The organism is Gordonia sp. PS3, from assembly GCF_041950545.1.
GTDB classification, from domain to species: domain Bacteria; phylum Actinomycetota; class Actinomycetes; order Mycobacteriales; family Mycobacteriaceae; genus Gordonia; species Gordonia sihwensis.
In genome coordinates this window covers 184,992-202,784 of sequence record NZ_CP169524.1, presented here as the reverse complement: position 1 = coordinate 202,784, position 17,793 = coordinate 184,992, and the positions used below count along the sequence as shown (strand labels likewise).

The following is a 17,793-nucleotide window of genomic DNA, read 5'->3' as shown; positions in this document are numbered from 1 at the left end:
CGATCAGACCGGGACGAACTCGGAGATCTTCCAGGAGTCGCCGTCCTTCGTCAGGTCCACCCGGACGCGGCTGCCGTCCAGGCGCGGACCCTCCATCCCCTTGCTGGTGGTGGTCTGATTGACGAAGAGCAGGACGGTCACCGCATCGGCCTTCGCGGACACCACCGATGCTTCGACGACCTCGGCCTTGGTGACGATGTCATCGCGTTTGGCCGCCGGCTGGATGACCGAGGCGCCCAACTCGGTGTACTCGGTGAGGAACTTGCCGGTCAGCAGGGTCTTGGCCGCCTCGGGAAACGCCTGATCGATCGTGCGGTAGTCGTAGCTGAGCAGTTGCGGGACGTCGCGACGGGCCGACGCGAGCGCCGACTGGCCGGCCGCGACGTCGGCGTCGGCACTCGCCGCGGCCCACCACACGTAGCCGAGCGTCCCGGTGCCGGCGATCGTCACCGCGGCCAGGACGCCGACGACGATCCGGCGCATGCGCACCGTCAGGCCCGCGGGCCACAACAGCACGCGGTGCAGCAGTCGTCGGCGCGTACCCGTCTCGGCGACGTCCGGTTCCCGACCGGCCGGCTCGGTCGCCGCTTCGGTCGCCGCTTCAGTCGTCGTCATGACACGAACTCCACATTCCCGACTTTCCAGTCGTCGCCCTGCCGTTCGAGGTCCACCAGCATCCGGTAGACGCGTTGCTGCCCGTCGGGCGCCTCGGTGTTCTTCACCACCGAGCTGACCGCCGCCAGGACCTTCGCCGAGTCGTCGTCGGCTTCGACGATCCCGGCCTCCTTCACCGCGCCCGTGGAGCGGACCTCGCCGGACGCCAGCACCTGTTCGAAGGACGTGGCCAGCTGGCCGAACTGCTTCTGGAACGAGCCGGTCGCCACCGCTGAGATCCGGTCCAGATCGGCCTTGGACCGCTTGTAGTCCAGACTCACCAACCCCGCGACCACCTCGCGTGTCACATCGAGGACCTGGGCATCGCGGCTCTGGTCCCGTCTCGCGTGGTACAGATCGACGCCCTTGACTCCCAGCATCGTCAGCACGACCGCGGCGGCGATCACCAGCGACCACACCACGACCACCGCCGAACGCCGCGACTGAGCCCCGGGCGCCGGCTGCCCGCCATCGGACTGCCCGTCATCCTCCTCGTGGTCGGCGTCTACCACTTGATCAGCAACGACTGCCATGTCGCGTTCCCCTTTCCGGATGCTGTGCTGGTGGGCGTGCCGACGAAGTAGGTCACCCCGTCGGGTCCTCGGAATCCGCCCGTCTTCTCCGAGTAGGGAATCGGCCTGCTCGCCGCCGCGGACGTGCGCCGGCGCGGGCTCGGCGGGTCGCCTGCGCTCGCCGAATGCGGCCGCGCGAGCATCTCGGGCCACGTCGAGGGCAGCCCGCGCGGACAGTCGGCGACGAGTGCGGTCCGCACCGAGAGGTCGGTCGCACACGGCACGTTCCGGGCGCCGCGCGCCACCTTGGGGTTGGCGGCGAGGACGTCGCAGTACTGGTCCGGGACCACCGGGACCTCGCGCATATCCGACGGATCGCGGCGCTGCGTGCGGCCGTAGCCCTCCGTGCACGGCGGCGGGTTCAGCGTGTTGCCCAGCTTCACGTCGAGCGGTGCCTGCGGGCTCTCCCCCAGCGCGAAGTCCTTGACCGAGTACAGCGTTCCCGACGTGAACGCCGGGTACACGGTCAGGATGTGGCGCAGGCCCGGCACATTGACCCGCAGCACCTGTCCCACCGTCTGCAGGTTCGCGAGCAGGGTCGGCAGCGTCGGCGTGAGTTCGCCCAGGGTGGTCGACACCTCGTCGGCGGCTGCGGGGGCGTCTTCGAGCAGGGTCCGGATCCGGCCGTCGCTCATGGCGAGCTGGTCGGTGAACGAGGCCAGGTCGGCCACCGACGACCGCAGGTCGGCGGCCACCTTGTTGCCGGTGCGCAGCAGCGGATCCGCGTCGCCGATCAGCGTGGTCGTCGGCACGAGGTCGATCTGGGCGAGCCGCAGCAGTTGCTGCGACGAGTCGATCAGGCGGGCCAGCCGGTCCCCGGACTGCCCGAAGCCGTCGGAGACCGCGTCGATCGTGGTCTCCAGATTCTGCGGTGACAGCGCCGCCACCAGATTCATCGTCCGGCCCAGCACGTCCTTGGTCGGGGTCGGCGTCACATTGCCGGCGGCCGGCAGGACGTCGCCGTCCTCGAGCGACGGACCGTCTGCGGAGCGCGGAATGAGGTCGACGTACTGCTCGCCGACCGCCGACTGACTCCTGATGTGCGCGGAACTGTCGCGCGGGACCTTGCGGTCGGAGTCGATGCGCAAGGTGACCCGCACCGGAGCCGACGGGTTCGCCAGATCCAGGTCGACGCTGTCGACTCGTCCCACGGTGACGCCGCGATAGGTGACCAGTCCGCTCTCGTACACCCCGCCCGCGGCACCGAACTCGGCGACCACCCGATAGGTGCCGAGACCGGTGACCCGCCCGATGCCGATGTAGGTGATCGCTCCGTAGACCACGCTCACCACGGTGAGCAGAGCGAACACGATCAGCTGCCATTTGACCAGGCGCGTGAGTCTCATCGCCGGCCTCCCTTCGGCGCCGCGAACGGCGCACGCAGCGGGTCGGCCGCCTGTCGGGACAGCATCATCTTCTCCACATCGATCTTCGGCAGGCTGCCGATCACCTTGTCCCGGATGGCGCCGACCGACAGGTCGAGCGTGAGGAACAGATTCTGGAAGTCGCCCTTCATTCCCTTGTCGATCGTGGTGACCGGAAAGGGAATCGTCAGACCGACGAGCAGCGAACCGACCAGGTCGTCGCCGGACTGCTCGAGTCCGTTCAGGGCGGGCCGCAGTTCGGAGACGATCGCGGTCAGATCGTCATGGCTCCGGGAGAGCACCGAGGACACCTTCTCACCGAAGGTTCCGACGCGGCCCAGCATCGTCGTGAGGTTCTCCCGCTGGTCGGCGAGGACGGTGAGCGCCGGCTCGAGTCCGTCGATTCCCGCGGCGATCGTCGAGTTCTGATCGGCGAGCGAACCGCTGAGCCGACCGAGCGCGTCGATCGCCCGACCGATGTCGTCACGCTGCTCGTTGAGCCGGGTCACGAGCGTCTTGAGTCGGCCGATCGCCTCGTTCGCCGTGGCCGTCCGGCCGTCGGTAGCGGTGTTGAGTTCGGTCATGATCGACCTGAGTTGTTCGAGTCCGCTCCCGTTGAGGACGAGAGACAGCGCCGCGAGCACCGACTCGGTTGACGGGTAGGCCGACGACGAGTTCACGTCGATCGTGTCGCCGGGCAGCAGGTGGCCCGCGGCCGGCCGCTCCGGGCGAACGAATTCGAGGTACTGGGCACCGAGAACCGAGGTCTGGGCCAGCTTCACCGTGGCGTTCGAAGGGATCTCGACGCCTTCGGACAGATCGACCTCCACGGCGGCGACCGATCGGACCACCGAGATCGATCCGATCTGTCCGACCGTCACGTTGTCGTACTTCACCAGCGAGTTCGACACGAGGTTCTGCACATCGGCCAGGTGCACCGTGACGCGGTACGGGTCGCCGGTGATCGCGTCACCGGGCAGGGACAGCGAGTTCGCGCCGTCGAACCGGCAGCCGGTGAGTGCCGTCGACACCACCGCCAGGAGTGCGGCCAGCACTGCCGTGATCCGGGTGCGCCTCATCACCGGCCTCCCGTCTGGGTCGACGCGCGCGCGAGCTCAGAGGTGAGGACGCGAGTCAGTGTGGTGTTCACCTTCTGGCACTCCTTCTTGGGTGCGTCGACCGTGGTCAGCAGCGCACAGATCAGCGAGACGGGGTCCGGGAAGTCCGCGATCGCCAGCCCGGCGGTCAGCGAGTTCGAGTCCGGGTCGTAGATGTTGTAGAGATTCGACAGGGCAGTCGGCGCCGTGTGGAGGATCTGGGCCAGATCGTCCTCGCGGTCGACGAGCAACCGCGAGACCCGGGTCAGCTCCTTGACGTCGGAGCTCAGCGCGTCGCGGTTCTCCGACAGGTACTCGCGCAGATCCGGAACCATGCCGTTGAGCGCACCGACCGCGGCGTCGAGCTGGGTTCGATTGTCGTCCAGCAGTGCCGACGCGTCGTTGAGCTGTGCCGAGAAGGACACGATCTGATCGTCGGAGGCGCGCAGCGCGGTCACCACCTTCTGCAGGTTCCGCACCGTGCCGAACAGGTCCGGACCGCCGGCCGCGAGGGTGCTCGCCGCATCCGAGAGCGCATCGACCGCATGCCGGAGCGACTGTCCGTTGTCGCCGAGGACCGACGCGGAGGTGTCCACGAACCGGCTGAGCGTGCCCTTCTGATCGTCCGCGGTGGGGCCGAGCTGAGCGGCGAGATCGGTCACCTGCTTCTTGATCTCGTCGTACCCGACCGGCACCGCGGTCCGCGTGAGACCGACGACCGCGCCGTCGGCCAGCGCGGCCCCGCGCGAGGCCTCCGGATCGAGCGGTTCCGGATTGACGAACTGGACGTACCGTCCCGACACCAGGGTCGGCGAGACGATCGCCGCGCGGGCCGATGCCGAGACGAAGACCGAGTCGTCGTAGGAGACCTCGACGGTCACATCGCTCGGCGCGGGTGCCACCGATTCGACCGTCCCGATCGCCACGCCGCGCATCTTGACCGGATCGCCGGGGAACAGCCCGGTGGCGTCGGTGAAGTGCAGTGTGGCCCGCGCGGTGTGGGTGCGTTCCCAGACCACGGACACCGTCAAAGCCACCATCGCCGTCACGACGATGCCGATCACGATGAGCGCCGGGACGCCCAGCCTTCTGACTGCGTTCATCGTCCGCCTCCCGGGCTGCCCGGCTGCTGTCCGCGCAGGTTCGCCGGCGTGATGTTCTCGAGCAGTACGGCGAAGAACGGTCCGCTGCCGAGGACGTCGGTGAACTGCATGACGTACGGACGCATGCCGGCGATCGACTTGTCGAGGTTGGTGTAGTTCGCGTTCAACGTGTCGGTGACCTTCCGGAGCTCCTCGAGCATGGGCGGCGTCGAAGTGCGGTTCTCGACCGTGACCCGCTCGATCTCATCGGCGACGCCGCGCAGGCTGACGAGCACCCGGCGGATGACTGCGGCGCGGTCGTTCAGTGCCGCGAAGAGCGCATCGCCGTCGTCGATCAGCCGGGTCAGGTTTCCCTTCCGCTCGGCGAGGACGCCCGAGAGCGAATCGGTGTGCTGCAGCAGGGTGCGGATCCCCGCGTCGCGGCGCGAGACGGTCCGAGCGGCGTCGGCGACGTTCTCCAGCGAACCGCCGAGATCGTCCGGGAGCCCCTTCAGCACCTGGCTCAGGCTCTGCACCGCATCGGTCACCTGCTTCTTGTCGGTGTCGCCTACCTGCTCGGTGAGCTGGTTCAGCGAATCGGTCAGGTCGAATCCCGAGGTGGTGCGCGAACGCGGGATGCGGTCGCCGAGTTCACCGCTCCCGCCGGTCGTCAGTTCCACGTAGCGACGGCCGAGCGCGGTCTCCACCTTGATCGCGGCACGCGTCTGCGAGCCGAGATCCCGCCACCCCTGTGTGAGCCGGAGCCCGACGTCGACGTGGTCGTCCGCCAGGGAGATCGACGTGACGCTGCCTGCGGCGACGCCGGCCACGTGCACCTCGTCGTCGACGTTGAGGCCGCTGGCGTCGGCGAATTCGGCGACGACGGTGGTGGTGCCCGGCCAGAACGGCAGCGACCGATAGTTGAAGGCCAGCGCGAGGACCACCAGGATCGCCGCGGTGCCGATGATCCCGGCCCGGACGGCACGGGAGGAGTCGTCAGGTCTCATCATTTACACCTCTGAGCGGGGACTTGGATCATCGGAGTGTCCTGGTGCCCGCCGTCGAGCGTCGGGTACCGGATGGCCAGACCGCACACGAAGAAGTTGACGAAGCTGCCGTAGCCGGAGGACCGGCCGAGCAATCGGTAGGCCTCGGGCAGCTTGTTCAGGAGCATGTTGATCGTCGTGGTGTTCTTGTTGAGGTTCGCCGCCAGCCCGCGCAGGTGCGCGATGTCCGCGGTCAGATCCGGCCGGACCTGCGACAGCAGGCTGTCGAGCTGCGAGGTCGCCGAGTCGATGTGCGTGAGACCGTCCATGATGGTCGTGCGGTCCGCGGCGAGCCCCGAGACCAGTCGCTGCATCTGGCCGATCATCGAGCTGAACGCGGCCTTCCGTTCGTCGACCGTGCCGAGCACGGTGTTGAGGTCGGTCACCACCGAACCGATGGTCGCGTCGCGGTCGGCGATGGTCTTGCCGAGTTGCCCGAGCTGGGTGATGACCTCGCCGATGTCGTCGGTGCGGCCGTTGAGGACCGACACCAGGGCCGCCGAGAGGCGATTGGTCTGGTCCGGGTCCACGCCGGTGAGCAGCGGCTTGAAGCCGTTGACCAGGGCGTCCATGTCCAGGGCCGGTCGCGTGTGCGCCACCGGGATGACCGACCCCTCCGGCCGCTCCGGCGCCACGGGCGTCGACGGCGTCTTCAGCTCCACATAGCGATCGCCGATCAAGTTCTTGTACTTGATGCTCACGTCGGTCGCCTCGGTGACGGCGATGTCGGAGTCGACGTCCATGGCGATCTCGGCGCCGAGGCCCGGTCCGGTGCTCTCCTCGCGCACCACCGTCACATCGGTCACCTTGCCGACGACGACTCCCGCGAGCTTCACATCGTCTCCGGTGCGCAGTCCGGAGGCTGAGGTGAACACCGCCCGGTACGACTTCGTCGGACCGAACCGGAGGTCGCCGACGATGACGAACAGCACTCCGGTGATCAGTGCGCTGACGAGCAGGAAGATGCCCAGCTTGATCGCGGGCCCGGTCACGTTCATCGAGTCATTCCGTAGATCATGGAGGCGAACGGGTTGCCGATGACGTCCTCCGGGGTCTTCACATCGCGGTAGGCGTGACTGCCGTCGTCGAAGTCCACATGTCCCGGGGCCTTTGCTCCGGGCCCGCGCGGATACCCGTAACAACTGGGGCCCGAGGCACCGGCGTTGGTGCGCGGGGCGTCGACTCCCGGACGGTAGGGCGGATCGCCCATGATGAGCGTGCCCACGATGTCCAGGCCCGCGCGGGCCCCGCCGAAGGCGCGCTCCAAGTACTTGCGCCCGAGGTTGAGTCCGGAGAGGAAGCACGGGAGGATCGGGCCGTAATCGCCGAGGACCTGCGTCGGCGGCGCGAGCGCTTCGGCCGCCTTCACCAGCGGCGTCCCCGCACCGGTCAGGAACCGGTCGCCGGTGTTCCCGAACCGCGTGAAGCTCAGCAGGAACGCGGTCAGCTCGGTCTGCTCGTCGACGACGGTCTTCGAGGTGACGGTCAGATTCCGCACCGTCGTCATCAGGTCGGGTGTCATCGCGGCGAACGTCTCGAGATTGTCGGCGCCGAGTCGGAGGTCGCGCTGCAGGGTCGGCAGCGATCCGTTGAACGTGGCCAGGTAGCGGTTCACATCATCGATGACGGCGCCGAGTTTTCCGCCGCGGTCGACGGTACCCGTCTGCACCGCGGCCAGCGTCGCGTTCACTCGGGCCGGATCGACTCGGTTGAGGATCTTGACCAGCAGGTCGAAGGTGTCGAAGACCTCGACCGGAGTCTTCGACGTGTCGATCGTCGAGCCCTCGGTCAACCTGCCGGCAGCCGGAGCGGACGGGATCGACAGCGCGACGTACTTGCGCCCGAAGAGGGTCGTCGGCTCCATTTCGGCCAGCACGTTGGTCGGCAGCTCGCCGGTCACGCCGGAGTCGATCTCCATGCGGATCCGCGCCTTCTCGTCGGCGACGGTGACTTCGGACACTCGCCCGACGACCACGCCGTGGAGTTTCACGTCCGATCCGGGGAGCAGCAGGAGTCCGGCCCGCGGGGCATTGAGGTAGACGGTCTTGGTGTTCTGGAAGTCGCCGCGGTACGACATCAGCGCGAGGACGACGAGAGCGACGACGACGGCCGCCGCGGTGAAGGCGTACAGCAGGTGGCGGACGCGGGAGTGTTCGATCATCCGGACACCCGCACCGTCGCGTGAACGCCGCCGTAGAGCGCGATGCCGACGACGAAGTCGACGACCATGATGATGATCAGCGAGGTCCGTACGGCGTGGCCGACCGCCACCCCGACCCCGGCCGGTCCGCCGCTCGCGTTGTAGCCGTAGTAGCAGTGCACGGCCATCACCGCCACCGCCATCACGATGACCTTCAGCAGCGAGATCGCCACGTCACTGGGCTGCAGGAACAACTGGAAGTAGTGGTCGTAGGTGCCGGGCGACTGATCGGAGAGGAAGACGCTGACGAACTTGGTCGCCGCGTATCCGGTGAACAGTGCGATGGCGTAGAGCGGAATGATCGCGACCAGACCGGCGGCGATTCGCGTCGAGACCAGGTACGGCAGGGACTGGACCGACATGACCTCGAGGGCGTCGATCTCCTCGCTCACCCGCATGGCCCCGAGCTGCGCGGTGAAACCCGAGCCGACCGTGGCCGTCAACGCGACTCCGGCGATCACCGGGATCGCTTCGCGGGTGTTGAAGAAGGCCGAGATGAAGCCGGACATCGCCTCGACACCGACGCGTCCGAGTGAACTCGAGCCCTGTTGGCCCACCTCGTAGCCCGCGGCCGCGGTCAGGAAGCCGATGATGACGACGGTGCCGCCGATCACCGCGAGGGCGCCCGCGCCGAGCGAGACCTCCGCCAGCAGACGAATCGTCTCCCGGCGGTAGTGGGTGAAGGCGCGCGGTACCGCGCGCAACGACGCGCCGTAGAACGCCAGTTGACGTCCCAAGCGGTCGGCGGGCGTCAGGAGCCGCCCCGGCGCCAGCCGTTCGAACCGTGCGCGAGAGGGTTCCCGCGTTGGTGCACTCGTCATGATGATGTGGTCCTCCGATTCACCGGTGCCCGCCTAGTGCAGAGACAGGGTCGTGATGACGGCGTTCGCCAGGAACAGCAGCACGAAGCTGAGCACGACCGTTTGATTGACGGCGTCTCCGACGCCCTTGGGTCCGCCGCCCGCTTTGAAACCGAGGTGGCATGCGACGACGGCCGCGAGGAGTCCGAAGATCCCCGCCTTCAGTTCGCTGATGAGCAGATCCGAGGTGCCGGTCAGGATGGGAATGGCGGTGATGTACTGACCGGGCGTCGCCCCCTGCAGAAAGACTCCGTACAGATATCCGCCGGTCAGACCGATGGCAGTGACCAACCCGTTGAGGAACACCGCCACCACGCAGGAGGCGATGACGCGGGGCACGGCCAGACGCTGGATCGGGTCGATGCCGAGAACCCGCATGGCGTCGATCTCCTCCCGGATCGTTCGGGAGCCGAGATCGGCGCAGATGGCGGTGGCACCCGCTCCCGCGACGACCAGCACGGTCACGATCGGGCCGATCTCGCGGATGACCGCGATGCCTGCGCCCGCTCCGCTCAGATCGATGGCGCCGATCTCGTTGAGCAGCACGTTGATCTGGAAGACCACCATGACGCAGAACGGAATCGACATCAGCATCGTCGGGACGATCGAGACGCTGGCGATGAACCATGCCTGGGCGACGAGTTCGCGCCACTGGAACGGTCTGCGCGGCAGGGCCTTGAGAATCTCCCAGAAGGTGAGGAAGAAGGAACCGACCGTCTGAACGCCGTTGCGCGCCTTCCCGATTGCGGGAGCGAAAGCCGTCGTCATCGATTCACCGGACGCCCGACGGGCGTGATGGGCAGACGCAGCGCACCCGGTGCCGACTCCGGTACCGCCGGTGCGGCCGGCTGTACCGGTTCCACCCGCCGGTAGCCGAGGTACTGAGCCGGGCGGCTGTCGGTCTCGCCCTTGTTCGGCCACAGCGCCGCCGCGCGCTCGGCTTGCGCGGAGATCGTCAGCGAGGGATTGACGCCGAGGTTGGCCGAGACGGCCGAACCGTCGACCACACTGAGCGTCGGATACCCGTGCACGCGGTGATAGGGATCGATCACCCCGGTCGACGCATTCTCGCCGATCACGCAACCACCGAGGAAGTGCGCGGTCATCGGCACATTGAAAACCTCACCCCAGGTGCCGGCCGGAACGCCGCCGATCTTCTCCGCGATGCGCCGGGTGGCCTCGTTACCCGCCGGGATCCACGTCGGGTTCGGTCGGCCGTGGCCCTGGCGGCTCGACAGCCGCCGGCCGAACAGTCCGCGCCGGGTGAACGTGGTGATCGAGTTGTCGAGGTTCTGCATCACGAGCGCGATGATCGTGCGCTCGCTCCACCCCTTGACCGCGAGAATCCGGGCCGTGGCGATCGGGTGCCGCAGCATGATGCCGAGAAAACGCAGCCAGCGCGGCAGCCGCTGGTCGCCGTCGGTCATCGGCGACTGGAGCATGCCCATCGCATTCGATCCCTTTCCGTAGCGGACGGGTTCGATGTGAGTGTCCGCGGCAGGGTAGAACGACGAGGTAATCGCGACCCCGCGCGTCAGGTCGAGCGATTCGTCGACGCTGTAGCGAATGGCGCCGAGGATGGATTCGGAGTTGGTCCGGGTCAGTTCCCCCAGCCGCGACGACAACTCGGGCAGGCGCCCGGAGTCCTTCAGGTCGTGGAGCAGCCGTTGCGTGCCCCACGTGCCCGCTGCGAGGACGACGTTGCGCGCGGTGAACACCCGGCGGCGCTTGCGCATCCACGCACCGGTCCGGACGGTGTGCACCTCCCACGTACCGTCCCCGGCCAGCCGAAGGTCGGTGACGGTGGTGAGCGGATGGACCACCGCACCGATCTTCTCCGCGAGCCCCAGATAGTTCTTGAGAAGGGTGTTCTTCGCACCGTGCCGGCACCCGGTCATGCACTCACCGCACTCGATGCATCCAGTGCGGTCCGGACCGACGCCTCCGAAGTAGGGATCGGCCACGGTGCGGCCCGGCTCACCGAAGTACACGCCGACCGGTGTCTGGATGAAGGTGTCGCCGGCGCCCATATCGTCGGCCACCGACTTGACGATCGCATCGGCCGGAGTCATGTGCGGATTGGTGACCACGCCGAGCATCCGCCGCGCCTGGTCGTAGTACGGGCTGAGCTCGTCCTCCCAATCGGTGATGTGAGCCCACTGGGGATCTTCGAAGAAGGCGCCCGAGGGCTTGTAGAGAGTGTTCGCGTAGTTCAGCGAGCCACCGCCGACGCCCGCACCGGCGAGGATGACGCAGTCGCGGAGCAGGTGAATCCGCTGGATGCCGTATGCACCCAGCTTCGGCGCCCAGAGGAACCGCCGCAGATCCCAGCTCGTCTTCGCGAAGTCGGAGTCTTCGAATCGCCGTCCGGCCTCGAGCACGCCGACCCGGTAGCCCTTCTCCGACAGCCGCAGAGCGGTCACGCTTCCGCCGAAGCCGGAGCCGATGACGAGCACGTCGTATTCGGTCCGACTGGCGTGATCGGTCCGGTCGACGGCGGCGGTCGGTTCGGACTGAGCGGACTGTCGCGGTTCAGGCATGGGCGTCTCCGTCTGGGGTGATCGAAGCCGGGGCTGGCGGCCTCATCGGATGAGGTGATCTGCGCTATCGGTCATAGACACTGTGATTTGTACTGCACATTGTTTATACATGCGAGCGTCATATGTCAATCACATCGCCAGTTGTTCGATAGTTGTCAACGGCATTGGGTCATCGAGAATCGGGCCGTTCGCCCGAATCGTGGGAGGCGCGTCCGCACGTACACTGACGCCATGGGCGAGAGTCGGACCTTTCACAGCGAGGTCCGCACCCTGCTTCGGAACCGGATACTCGACACCGTCGGAGATCTCGTGATCGACCAGGGATGGTCCTCGGTCAACATGTCCCGGGTGGCGCGCGAGGTCGGGATCAGCCGGGCCGGCCTCTACAACGAGATGGGCACTCGCCGGGACCTCGCGGCGGCACTGGTCGCCCGCGAAGCCGATCGGTTCCTCACCGGCGTCACCGATGCGATCTCGGCGCACGCCCCGGACCTGGTGGAGGGGCTCGCGGCCGCCGCAGCCGCGACACTCACGACCGGCGAACAGAATCGCCTGCTGCTGTCCGTAGTCAGCGAGGGTTCCCGCGCTCGCGAGAACGAACTCCTGTCGTTGGTAGCGGTCGACTCCGAGACGGTGCTGGGGCGAGCGATGGAAGCGGTGGCGGAGCAGTCGCGGGCAGTGGCTCCCGGACTGCGCGACGAGGATCGGGCGACACTCGTCGAGGTGTACGTTCGTCTCACCGTGAGCCACCTGCTGCAGCCCCGCGGCGACCACGGCGCCGCCGTCGATCAGATCCGCTCCACCGTCTGCGGTCTGATGTCCACCTTCGATGTCAGAGGCGCCTGATACCTTTCAGACAATCAACAAAACAAGGTGTGAACAGCTGAAACACTCGGGGGAGGTGGCAGTGATGGACCACTCGCTGACGCTGCCGGATTCCCCCGCCGAACTGTTGGCCGACGCTGGGACGGCATCTCCACCGGACTGCTGGTCGAGGTCTCCGACCGCAATGCGCATCGCACCGCCGGTTACTTGAATCCGCACCAGTATCTGTCGCAGGGCCTGCGGTTGGGGACGCGGGAAGCCGGACGTCGGGTGCGCCTGACCGAGAACATCGGCAGCCTCTCGAACTTTCAGGGTGAAACGCTGCCGCCACGCAAACCCGCGACCGCCGCGGCGGTCGCCGATGGTTGCATCGGTGCCGAGCATGCCCTGGTGATCTCGGCGGTGCTGGCGAAGGTGCCGGGCTGTATCTCGCCGGAGGTCAAAGCGCGGGCTGAGGCGGAGTTGGCCGCGGCCGCCAGTGGGTTGAACCCGGATGATCTGGGGAAGGTCGGTGACCGGCTGCTGGCGCATTTGGATCCGGACGGGCAGGAGTCCGATCACGTCGACCGGCAACGCCAGCGCGGGTTGACGATCCTTCCGCAGGATCGGCAGTTGATGAGCCGGGTTCGCGGTGCGATGACTCCGGAGTTGCGGGCCAAGTTCGAAGTGATCTTGACCGCGTGGGCGGCGCCCGGGATGAACAATCCCGCCGATCCGGAGTCACCCACCGGAGCCATCGACAGCAACCACATCGACGCTGATGCTCTGGCTGGCGCACGAAGCCGGGACCTGCGCAGCGCCGCACAGCGCACCCACGATGCATTGCTGGCGTTGTGCGACTGGGTACTCGGTCACGTGGGGTTAGGTCGGCCGGACCGGATTCCGGCGGAGTTGGTCATCACCGTCACCGATCAAGAACTCGCCGCACACGCCGGGATCTCCCTGACCGCGACCGGTACCCGCGTTCCGATCGGTGAACTCGTGAGCCTCGCCGCCGACGCGGTGCCGCACCTGGCCGTGTTCCGGAATCACACCAGCGAGGTGCTCTACCAAGGCCGCGGAGCACGCTTCGCCGCCAAGGCGCAACGACTGGCCCTGTTCGCGCGTGATCGGGGCTGCACGGCGCCGGGTTGCGACCGCCCGTTCGCGCAGACTCAGGCTCATCATTCGCCGGACTGGATCACCGCGGGTGGTCGTACCGACATCGATGCTCTCGGTGCCGCGTGCGGACGCCACAATCGGGCCGTCGGCACCAGCCGCGGACAGTGGGAGACCACCGTCCTCACCGACGGACCCGACACCGGACGCATGGCCTGGCGACCGGCCACAGGCAGCGAGCCGTGGCGCCTGAACCCCACCCACCACGCCGGACAGGCACACCACCTGCACCCACCGCCCGCATCACGGGCAGCACCCGGTCGCCGCGCCCCGCCGCATCGTGCGGCCTGACCCGGAGCCGCCGGCGCCGTCGTTCCGCTCAACTCAGGTGATGCACTTCCTGCAGTCCGTACACCGGTGTGTCCAGCCCCTCGAACCGTGCCTTCAACTGCAGCGCCAGATACAACGAGTAGTGGCGCGACTGATGCAGGTTGCCTCCGTGGAACCAGAGTCCCGGCTGCTGCGTCGGCTTCCACATGTTCCGCTGCTCGCCCTCCCAAGGGCCGGGGTCCTTGGTGGTGTCCGAGCCCAGACCCCACACCTTGCCGACGCGATCGGCCACTTCCTGGCCCATCAGATCCGCCGCCCAGCCGTTCATCGAACCGTATCCGGTGGCGTAGACCACGACGTCGGCCGGAAGTTCGGTCCCATCCTCCAGAATCACCGAGTTCTCCGTGAGACCCTGCACTCCGCCCTTGGCGAGTTTGATGGTCCCGTCGGCCACCAGCTCGCACGCCCCGACGTCGATGTAGTAACCCGAACCGCGGCGCAGGTACTTCATGAACAGACCCGAGCCGTCGTCGCCGAAGTCCAGGTCGAATCCCGCGGCCTCAAGCCGCGCATAGAAGTCCTTGTCACGCTCCCGGATCTGGTCGTACAACGGGATCTGGAACTGATGCATGATCCGGTACGGCAACGATGCGAAGGTCATATCGGCCTTCTTGGTCGTCATCCCGTCGGCCACTGCCTGCTCGCTGTAGAGCGCCCCGAGACCGATCTCCATCAACGAGTCCGATTTCACGATGTGCGTCGACGACCGCTGGACCATCGTGGTGTCGACTCCCGCTTCCACGAGCGCCTTGCAGATGTCGTGGGCGGAATTGTTCGCGCCGATCACCACCACCTTCTTGCCCACATACTCATCGGGTCCCGGATGTCTGCTGGAGTGGTGCTGCTCGCCGGCGAACACGTCCTGTCCCGGGAACTCGGGGACGTTGGGCTTGCCCGACATTCCGGTCGCGAGCACCAACTGCGTCGGGTGCAGTGTCATCGGCTCACCGTCGCGGACGAGTTCGACGGTCCAGCGTCCGGCCGCCTCGTCGTAGGCGGCGGATGTGCACTCGGTCCTGCTCCAGTACGGCACCTCCATCACCTTGGTGTAGAACTCCAGCCAGTCGCCGATCTTGTCCTTGGGCGCGAACACCGGCCAGTTGGGCGGGAACGGCAGATACGGCAGGTGGTCGTACCAGACCGGATCGTGCAGGCACAGCGTCTTGTACCGGCCACGCCACTGGTCGCCGGGCCGATCGTGCTTGTCGACGACGATCGACGGAACGCCGAGCTGCCGCAACCTCGCACCGAGCGCGATTCCGCCCTGACCGCCGCCGATCACGAGGACATAGGGCTGGACGGCTCGGCCGAGTTCGGCCTCCTCGTCCTCCTTCTTCTCCGCCCACGACCGGCGGTCCGGGTCACTGCCGTGCACCGCGCCCCTCGGCCGGCGCACGCCGCTGGGCTCTTCGAAGCCCTTCAACTCCTGCAGGGTGGTGAGCAGGGTCCACGCTCGGTCGACGCCGTCGTCGTCCTGCTTGATGCGCAAGTGACCGTCACCGCGACCCACCCGGGTCTCGAACTCGATGAACGCCTCGACAACCCCGTCGGCCTCATTCGCCTCGTCCGTGCGCGCGAAGCCGCCGGCCGCTGCATCCGTTTGACGCGCGGCGAGCATCGCGACGATCTCGTCGTGTCCTTCGACCGTCTTCAGGTTCCAGGTGAACGCCACCAGATCACGCCAGAACGAGTCCGTCACGAACAACGAGGCGACCTGCTCCGGATCCCCCGAGGCCAGGGCTCTATCGAACTTCTCGAGCCAGGCGTCGATGCGTTCGGACGGGGTGCGCCGCCCGGTGTCCACCGGCCGATCCATGGTCTGCGTCATGACTGTGTCCTCTCACTGCGGTCATTCCAAGTTGTGATGCACAGCACACTCCTTCCCGTTGGGGCCGACAAGCGTTGCAGGGGGTTGCAACCGGCTTGACGACCGCGCGGGTGGGGGCGAAGCTGAATCCGTCATGTGACGACCACCACAGCGGCATGAGGGAGTCCGATGTCGAACGCGACGACCCGGCCGGTGCCGGAACCGGCGATCTCCTCCGGCGACGATCCCCGCGAGTTCGCGGCCGTGCTCCGCGCGGTGTACGACGCCGCACGATCGGGCGACAGACTGCCCGCCCGGCCGAGGTCGGTGATCGGGCAGTCGTGGGACCGGGTCACCACCGCGGGCGTCGATCCCGATCGCGGAGCCGGACACGACCCGCTCGATCCGGGTGAGGTGGAATGCCGTCGCGCCGAATCCGGACTGGCCGACGTCCTCGAATCGGTCACCGGCAACCTCGACGTCCTGATCTCCGGCGGGGAGAATCTCCTCGTGGTCGCGGACGCCTCCGGCCACGTTCTCTGGCGGTCGGGCGGGCCGCAGGTCCTGCGCCGCGCCGACCGACTCGGGTTCACCGAAGGAGCGTCGTGGTCGGAGCGGAATGTGGGGACCAACGCGATCGGAACGGCGCTGGTCTCACGCCAAGCCGTCCAGGTGTTCTCCGCCGAACACTTCGTCCGCACCCACCACACCTGGACGTGCACCGGTGCGCCGATCCGCGATCCGCGGACCGGCGACGTGATCGGCGTCGTCGACGTCAGCGGCCCTGCTCCGTCGATTCATCCCGCGACCCTCGCATTGGTCGACTCGGTGGCACGACTCGCGCAAGCGCAACTGCGTGATGCCCACCGCACCCGCCTCGACCTGCTCCGCAGCGTCGCCGCACCGATTCTGGCCCGCGCCGGAGCACCGGCCCTCGCGGTGGACCCCCACGGGTGGGTCGCCGCCGTCGACCGACTGCCTCCCCGCACCCGCGTCTGGCTTCCGCGCGACTTCAGCGCCGGGCGCGCACACATCGGGGATCTGGGACCGTGCGACGTCGAGCCCCTTCCCGGCGGGTGGCTGCTGCGCGTCACCGATCCGGACGAAACGGCCGCCGCCGTCACGCATGTCGTCCTCGTCGAAAGCACCGACAGGCCCGCGACAGTACATGTCGACTCCTCGGATGCGGCATGGGTTCTCCATCCGTCACCGCGGCATCTTCAGATCCTCCGGCTCCTCGCCACTCATCCCGATGGACTCAGCGCGGCCGAACTGTCGGCGCACCTGTTCGGAACCGCGGATCGAACCGTCACGGTCCGCGCTGAGATGTCCCGGTTGCGGCGCAAGCTCGGCGGGCTGCTGGTGGCCTCGCCGTACCGTTTCGCCGACATCGTGAGTGTGGAAGTGTCACCGGCGCCGGCGTGATCTGACTCAGGTGCATCGGTCGTCTAGCCTGGATCAGGTATCGGCCGATGCCCAAAGGAGACGCATGTTCGTCATCGCACAGATAAGCGATCTCCACTTCGACGGCAGCCCCGACCACCGCAGGCGGGTGGCCGCGCTGATGGATTATCTCAACGGTCGCTGCGGCGGCCCGCGGAACGTGGACGCACTGCTGGTGACCGGCGATATCGCCGACGAGGGGCTCCCCGAGGAATACCGCGAGGCCCTCGACGCGCTCGTCACCGACATTCCGACTCTGATGACCCTCGGCAACCACGACGAACGCGCCGCGTACAACTCGGTGGTGACCGGGACCGAGTGCAGTGAACCGGTGAACTCGGCGCTCCGTCTGTCCGGACTCCTGGTGCTCGCGCTCGACTCGTCGATCCCCGGCCGCTCCGACGGCTACATCTCCCGCGGCACCCTCGACTGGGCGCGCGCGCAGATAGCCGAAGCCGGCCCGGGCACCGATGTGCTGGTGGCCTTCCACCACCCGGCGGTCCCGGTCGGGATACCGTTCATCGACGACCGCAGACAGCTCGATCCCGGCCTGCTCGCGGAGTTCGTCGGCGAGCACCCGAACATCGTCGGCTGCGTGGCGGGGCACGCGCACACACCGGCCGTGACCACCTTCGCCGGGCGGCCGCACGTCATCGCACCCGGCGTCGCCTCGACCCTGAACCTTCCATTCGAGGGCACCGACGTCCTCAACATCGCTCAGCGTCCCGGCGTCGCCTTCCACCTGATCGACGACGACCACCGGCTCACGACCCATTTCCGCGGAGTGCCGGTGTAGCTCGTCGGCCCACCGCGGA

The 17,793-nt window shown here is 67.6% G+C and carries 15 protein-coding genes and 1 pseudogene; 4 read left to right on the top strand and 12 right to left on the bottom strand.

The features are described 5' to 3' along the window. Window positions 1–3 precede the first annotated feature (3 nt). The 11 genes from ACE11G_RS00925 to ACE11G_RS00875 are packed head-to-tail and all read right to left on the bottom strand — an operon-like array spanning window position 4 to window position 11,415. Window positions 4–615: a hypothetical protein gene (locus tag ACE11G_RS00925; protein WP_006896862.1), complete on the bottom strand. Its 612-nt coding sequence runs from the start codon at window positions 613–615 to the stop codon at window positions 4–6. Next, window positions 612–1,187, bottom strand: coding sequence for a hypothetical protein (locus tag ACE11G_RS00920; RefSeq protein WP_039867627.1), 576 nt, complete (start codon window positions 1,185–1,187; stop codon window positions 612–614). The genes ACE11G_RS00925 and ACE11G_RS00920 overlap by 4 nt, the downstream gene beginning before the upstream one ends. After that, window positions 1,160–2,572, bottom strand: a complete 1,413-nt coding sequence (locus ACE11G_RS00915; RefSeq protein ID WP_006896864.1) for an MlaD family protein — start codon at window positions 2,570–2,572, stop codon at window positions 1,160–1,162. The genes ACE11G_RS00920 and ACE11G_RS00915 overlap by 28 nt, the downstream gene beginning before the upstream one ends. Beyond that, complete coding sequence (locus ACE11G_RS00910) at window positions 2,569–3,669, bottom strand: MCE family protein (protein WP_006896865.1); 1,101 nt, start codon at window positions 3,667–3,669, stop codon at window positions 2,569–2,571. The genes ACE11G_RS00915 and ACE11G_RS00910 overlap by 4 nt, the downstream gene beginning before the upstream one ends. Then, a complete protein-coding gene (locus ACE11G_RS00905) occupies window positions 3,669–4,790 on the bottom strand; it encodes an MCE family protein (RefSeq protein WP_006896866.1) in 1,122 nt (373 codons plus the stop codon). The genes ACE11G_RS00910 and ACE11G_RS00905 overlap by 1 nt, the downstream gene beginning before the upstream one ends. Continuing rightward, window positions 4,787–5,776, bottom strand: a complete 990-nt coding sequence (locus ACE11G_RS00900) for an MCE family protein (protein ID WP_039867628.1) — start codon at window positions 5,774–5,776, stop codon at window positions 4,787–4,789. The genes ACE11G_RS00905 and ACE11G_RS00900 overlap by 4 nt, the downstream gene beginning before the upstream one ends. Then, the gene (locus ACE11G_RS00895) at window positions 5,776–6,813 is read right to left on the bottom strand and encodes an MCE family protein (protein WP_006896868.1); all 1,038 of its coding nucleotides are present in this window, start codon (window positions 6,811–6,813) and stop codon (window positions 5,776–5,778) included. Before ACE11G_RS00895 ends, ACE11G_RS00900 begins: the two co-directional genes overlap by 1 nt. After that, window positions 6,810–7,976 (bottom strand): MCE family protein, encoded by a 1,167-nt coding sequence (locus ACE11G_RS00890; protein ID WP_006896869.1) that lies wholly within the window; start codon window positions 7,974–7,976, stop codon window positions 6,810–6,812. Before ACE11G_RS00890 ends, ACE11G_RS00895 begins: the two co-directional genes overlap by 4 nt. Next, a complete protein-coding gene (locus tag ACE11G_RS00885; protein WP_006896870.1) occupies window positions 7,973–8,836 on the bottom strand; it encodes an ABC transporter permease in 864 nt (287 codons plus the stop codon). Before ACE11G_RS00885 ends, ACE11G_RS00890 begins: the two co-directional genes overlap by 4 nt. 33 nt (window positions 8,837–8,869) lie before the next feature. Then, on the bottom strand, window positions 8,870–9,643 hold the full coding sequence (locus tag ACE11G_RS00880) for an ABC transporter permease (RefSeq protein WP_006896871.1): 774 nt from the start codon (window positions 9,641–9,643) through the stop codon (window positions 8,870–8,872). Further along, entirely contained in the window at window positions 9,640–11,415 is a 1,776-nt protein-coding gene (locus ACE11G_RS00875; protein WP_006896872.1) for a GMC oxidoreductase, read from the bottom strand. The genes ACE11G_RS00880 and ACE11G_RS00875 overlap by 4 nt, the downstream gene beginning before the upstream one ends. A gap of 231 nt (window positions 11,416–11,646) precedes the next feature. On the opposite strand from ACE11G_RS00875, the gene ACE11G_RS00870 reads away from it, so the two are divergent. After that, the gene (locus ACE11G_RS00870; protein ID WP_006896873.1) at window positions 11,647–12,261 is read left to right on the top strand and encodes a TetR family transcriptional regulator; all 615 of its coding nucleotides are present in this window, start codon (window positions 11,647–11,649) and stop codon (window positions 12,259–12,261) included. Between the two features lie 114 nt (window positions 12,262–12,375). After that, window positions 12,376–13,689: pseudogene (locus ACE11G_RS00865) on the top strand (DUF222 domain-containing protein); the annotation flags it as partial. Between the two features lie 28 nt (window positions 13,690–13,717). Here the strand turns inward: ACE11G_RS00865 and ACE11G_RS00860 are convergent. Beyond that, on the bottom strand, window positions 13,718–15,556 hold the full coding sequence (locus ACE11G_RS00860) for an NAD(P)/FAD-dependent oxidoreductase (protein WP_006896875.1): 1,839 nt from the start codon (window positions 15,554–15,556) through the stop codon (window positions 13,718–13,720). Window positions 15,557–15,724: 168 nt separating this feature from the next. Here ACE11G_RS00860 and ACE11G_RS00855 point away from each other — a divergent pair, with 168 nt between their 5' ends. Further along, entirely contained in the window at window positions 15,725–16,960 is a 1,236-nt protein-coding gene (locus ACE11G_RS00855) for a helix-turn-helix domain-containing protein (protein ID WP_045538101.1), read from the top strand. A 64-nt stretch (window positions 16,961–17,024) separates the two neighbouring features. Beyond that, window positions 17,025–17,774: a metallophosphoesterase gene (locus ACE11G_RS00850; RefSeq protein ID WP_045538103.1), complete on the top strand. Its 750-nt coding sequence runs from the start codon at window positions 17,025–17,027 to the stop codon at window positions 17,772–17,774. Window positions 17,775–17,793: the final 19 nt, after the last annotated feature.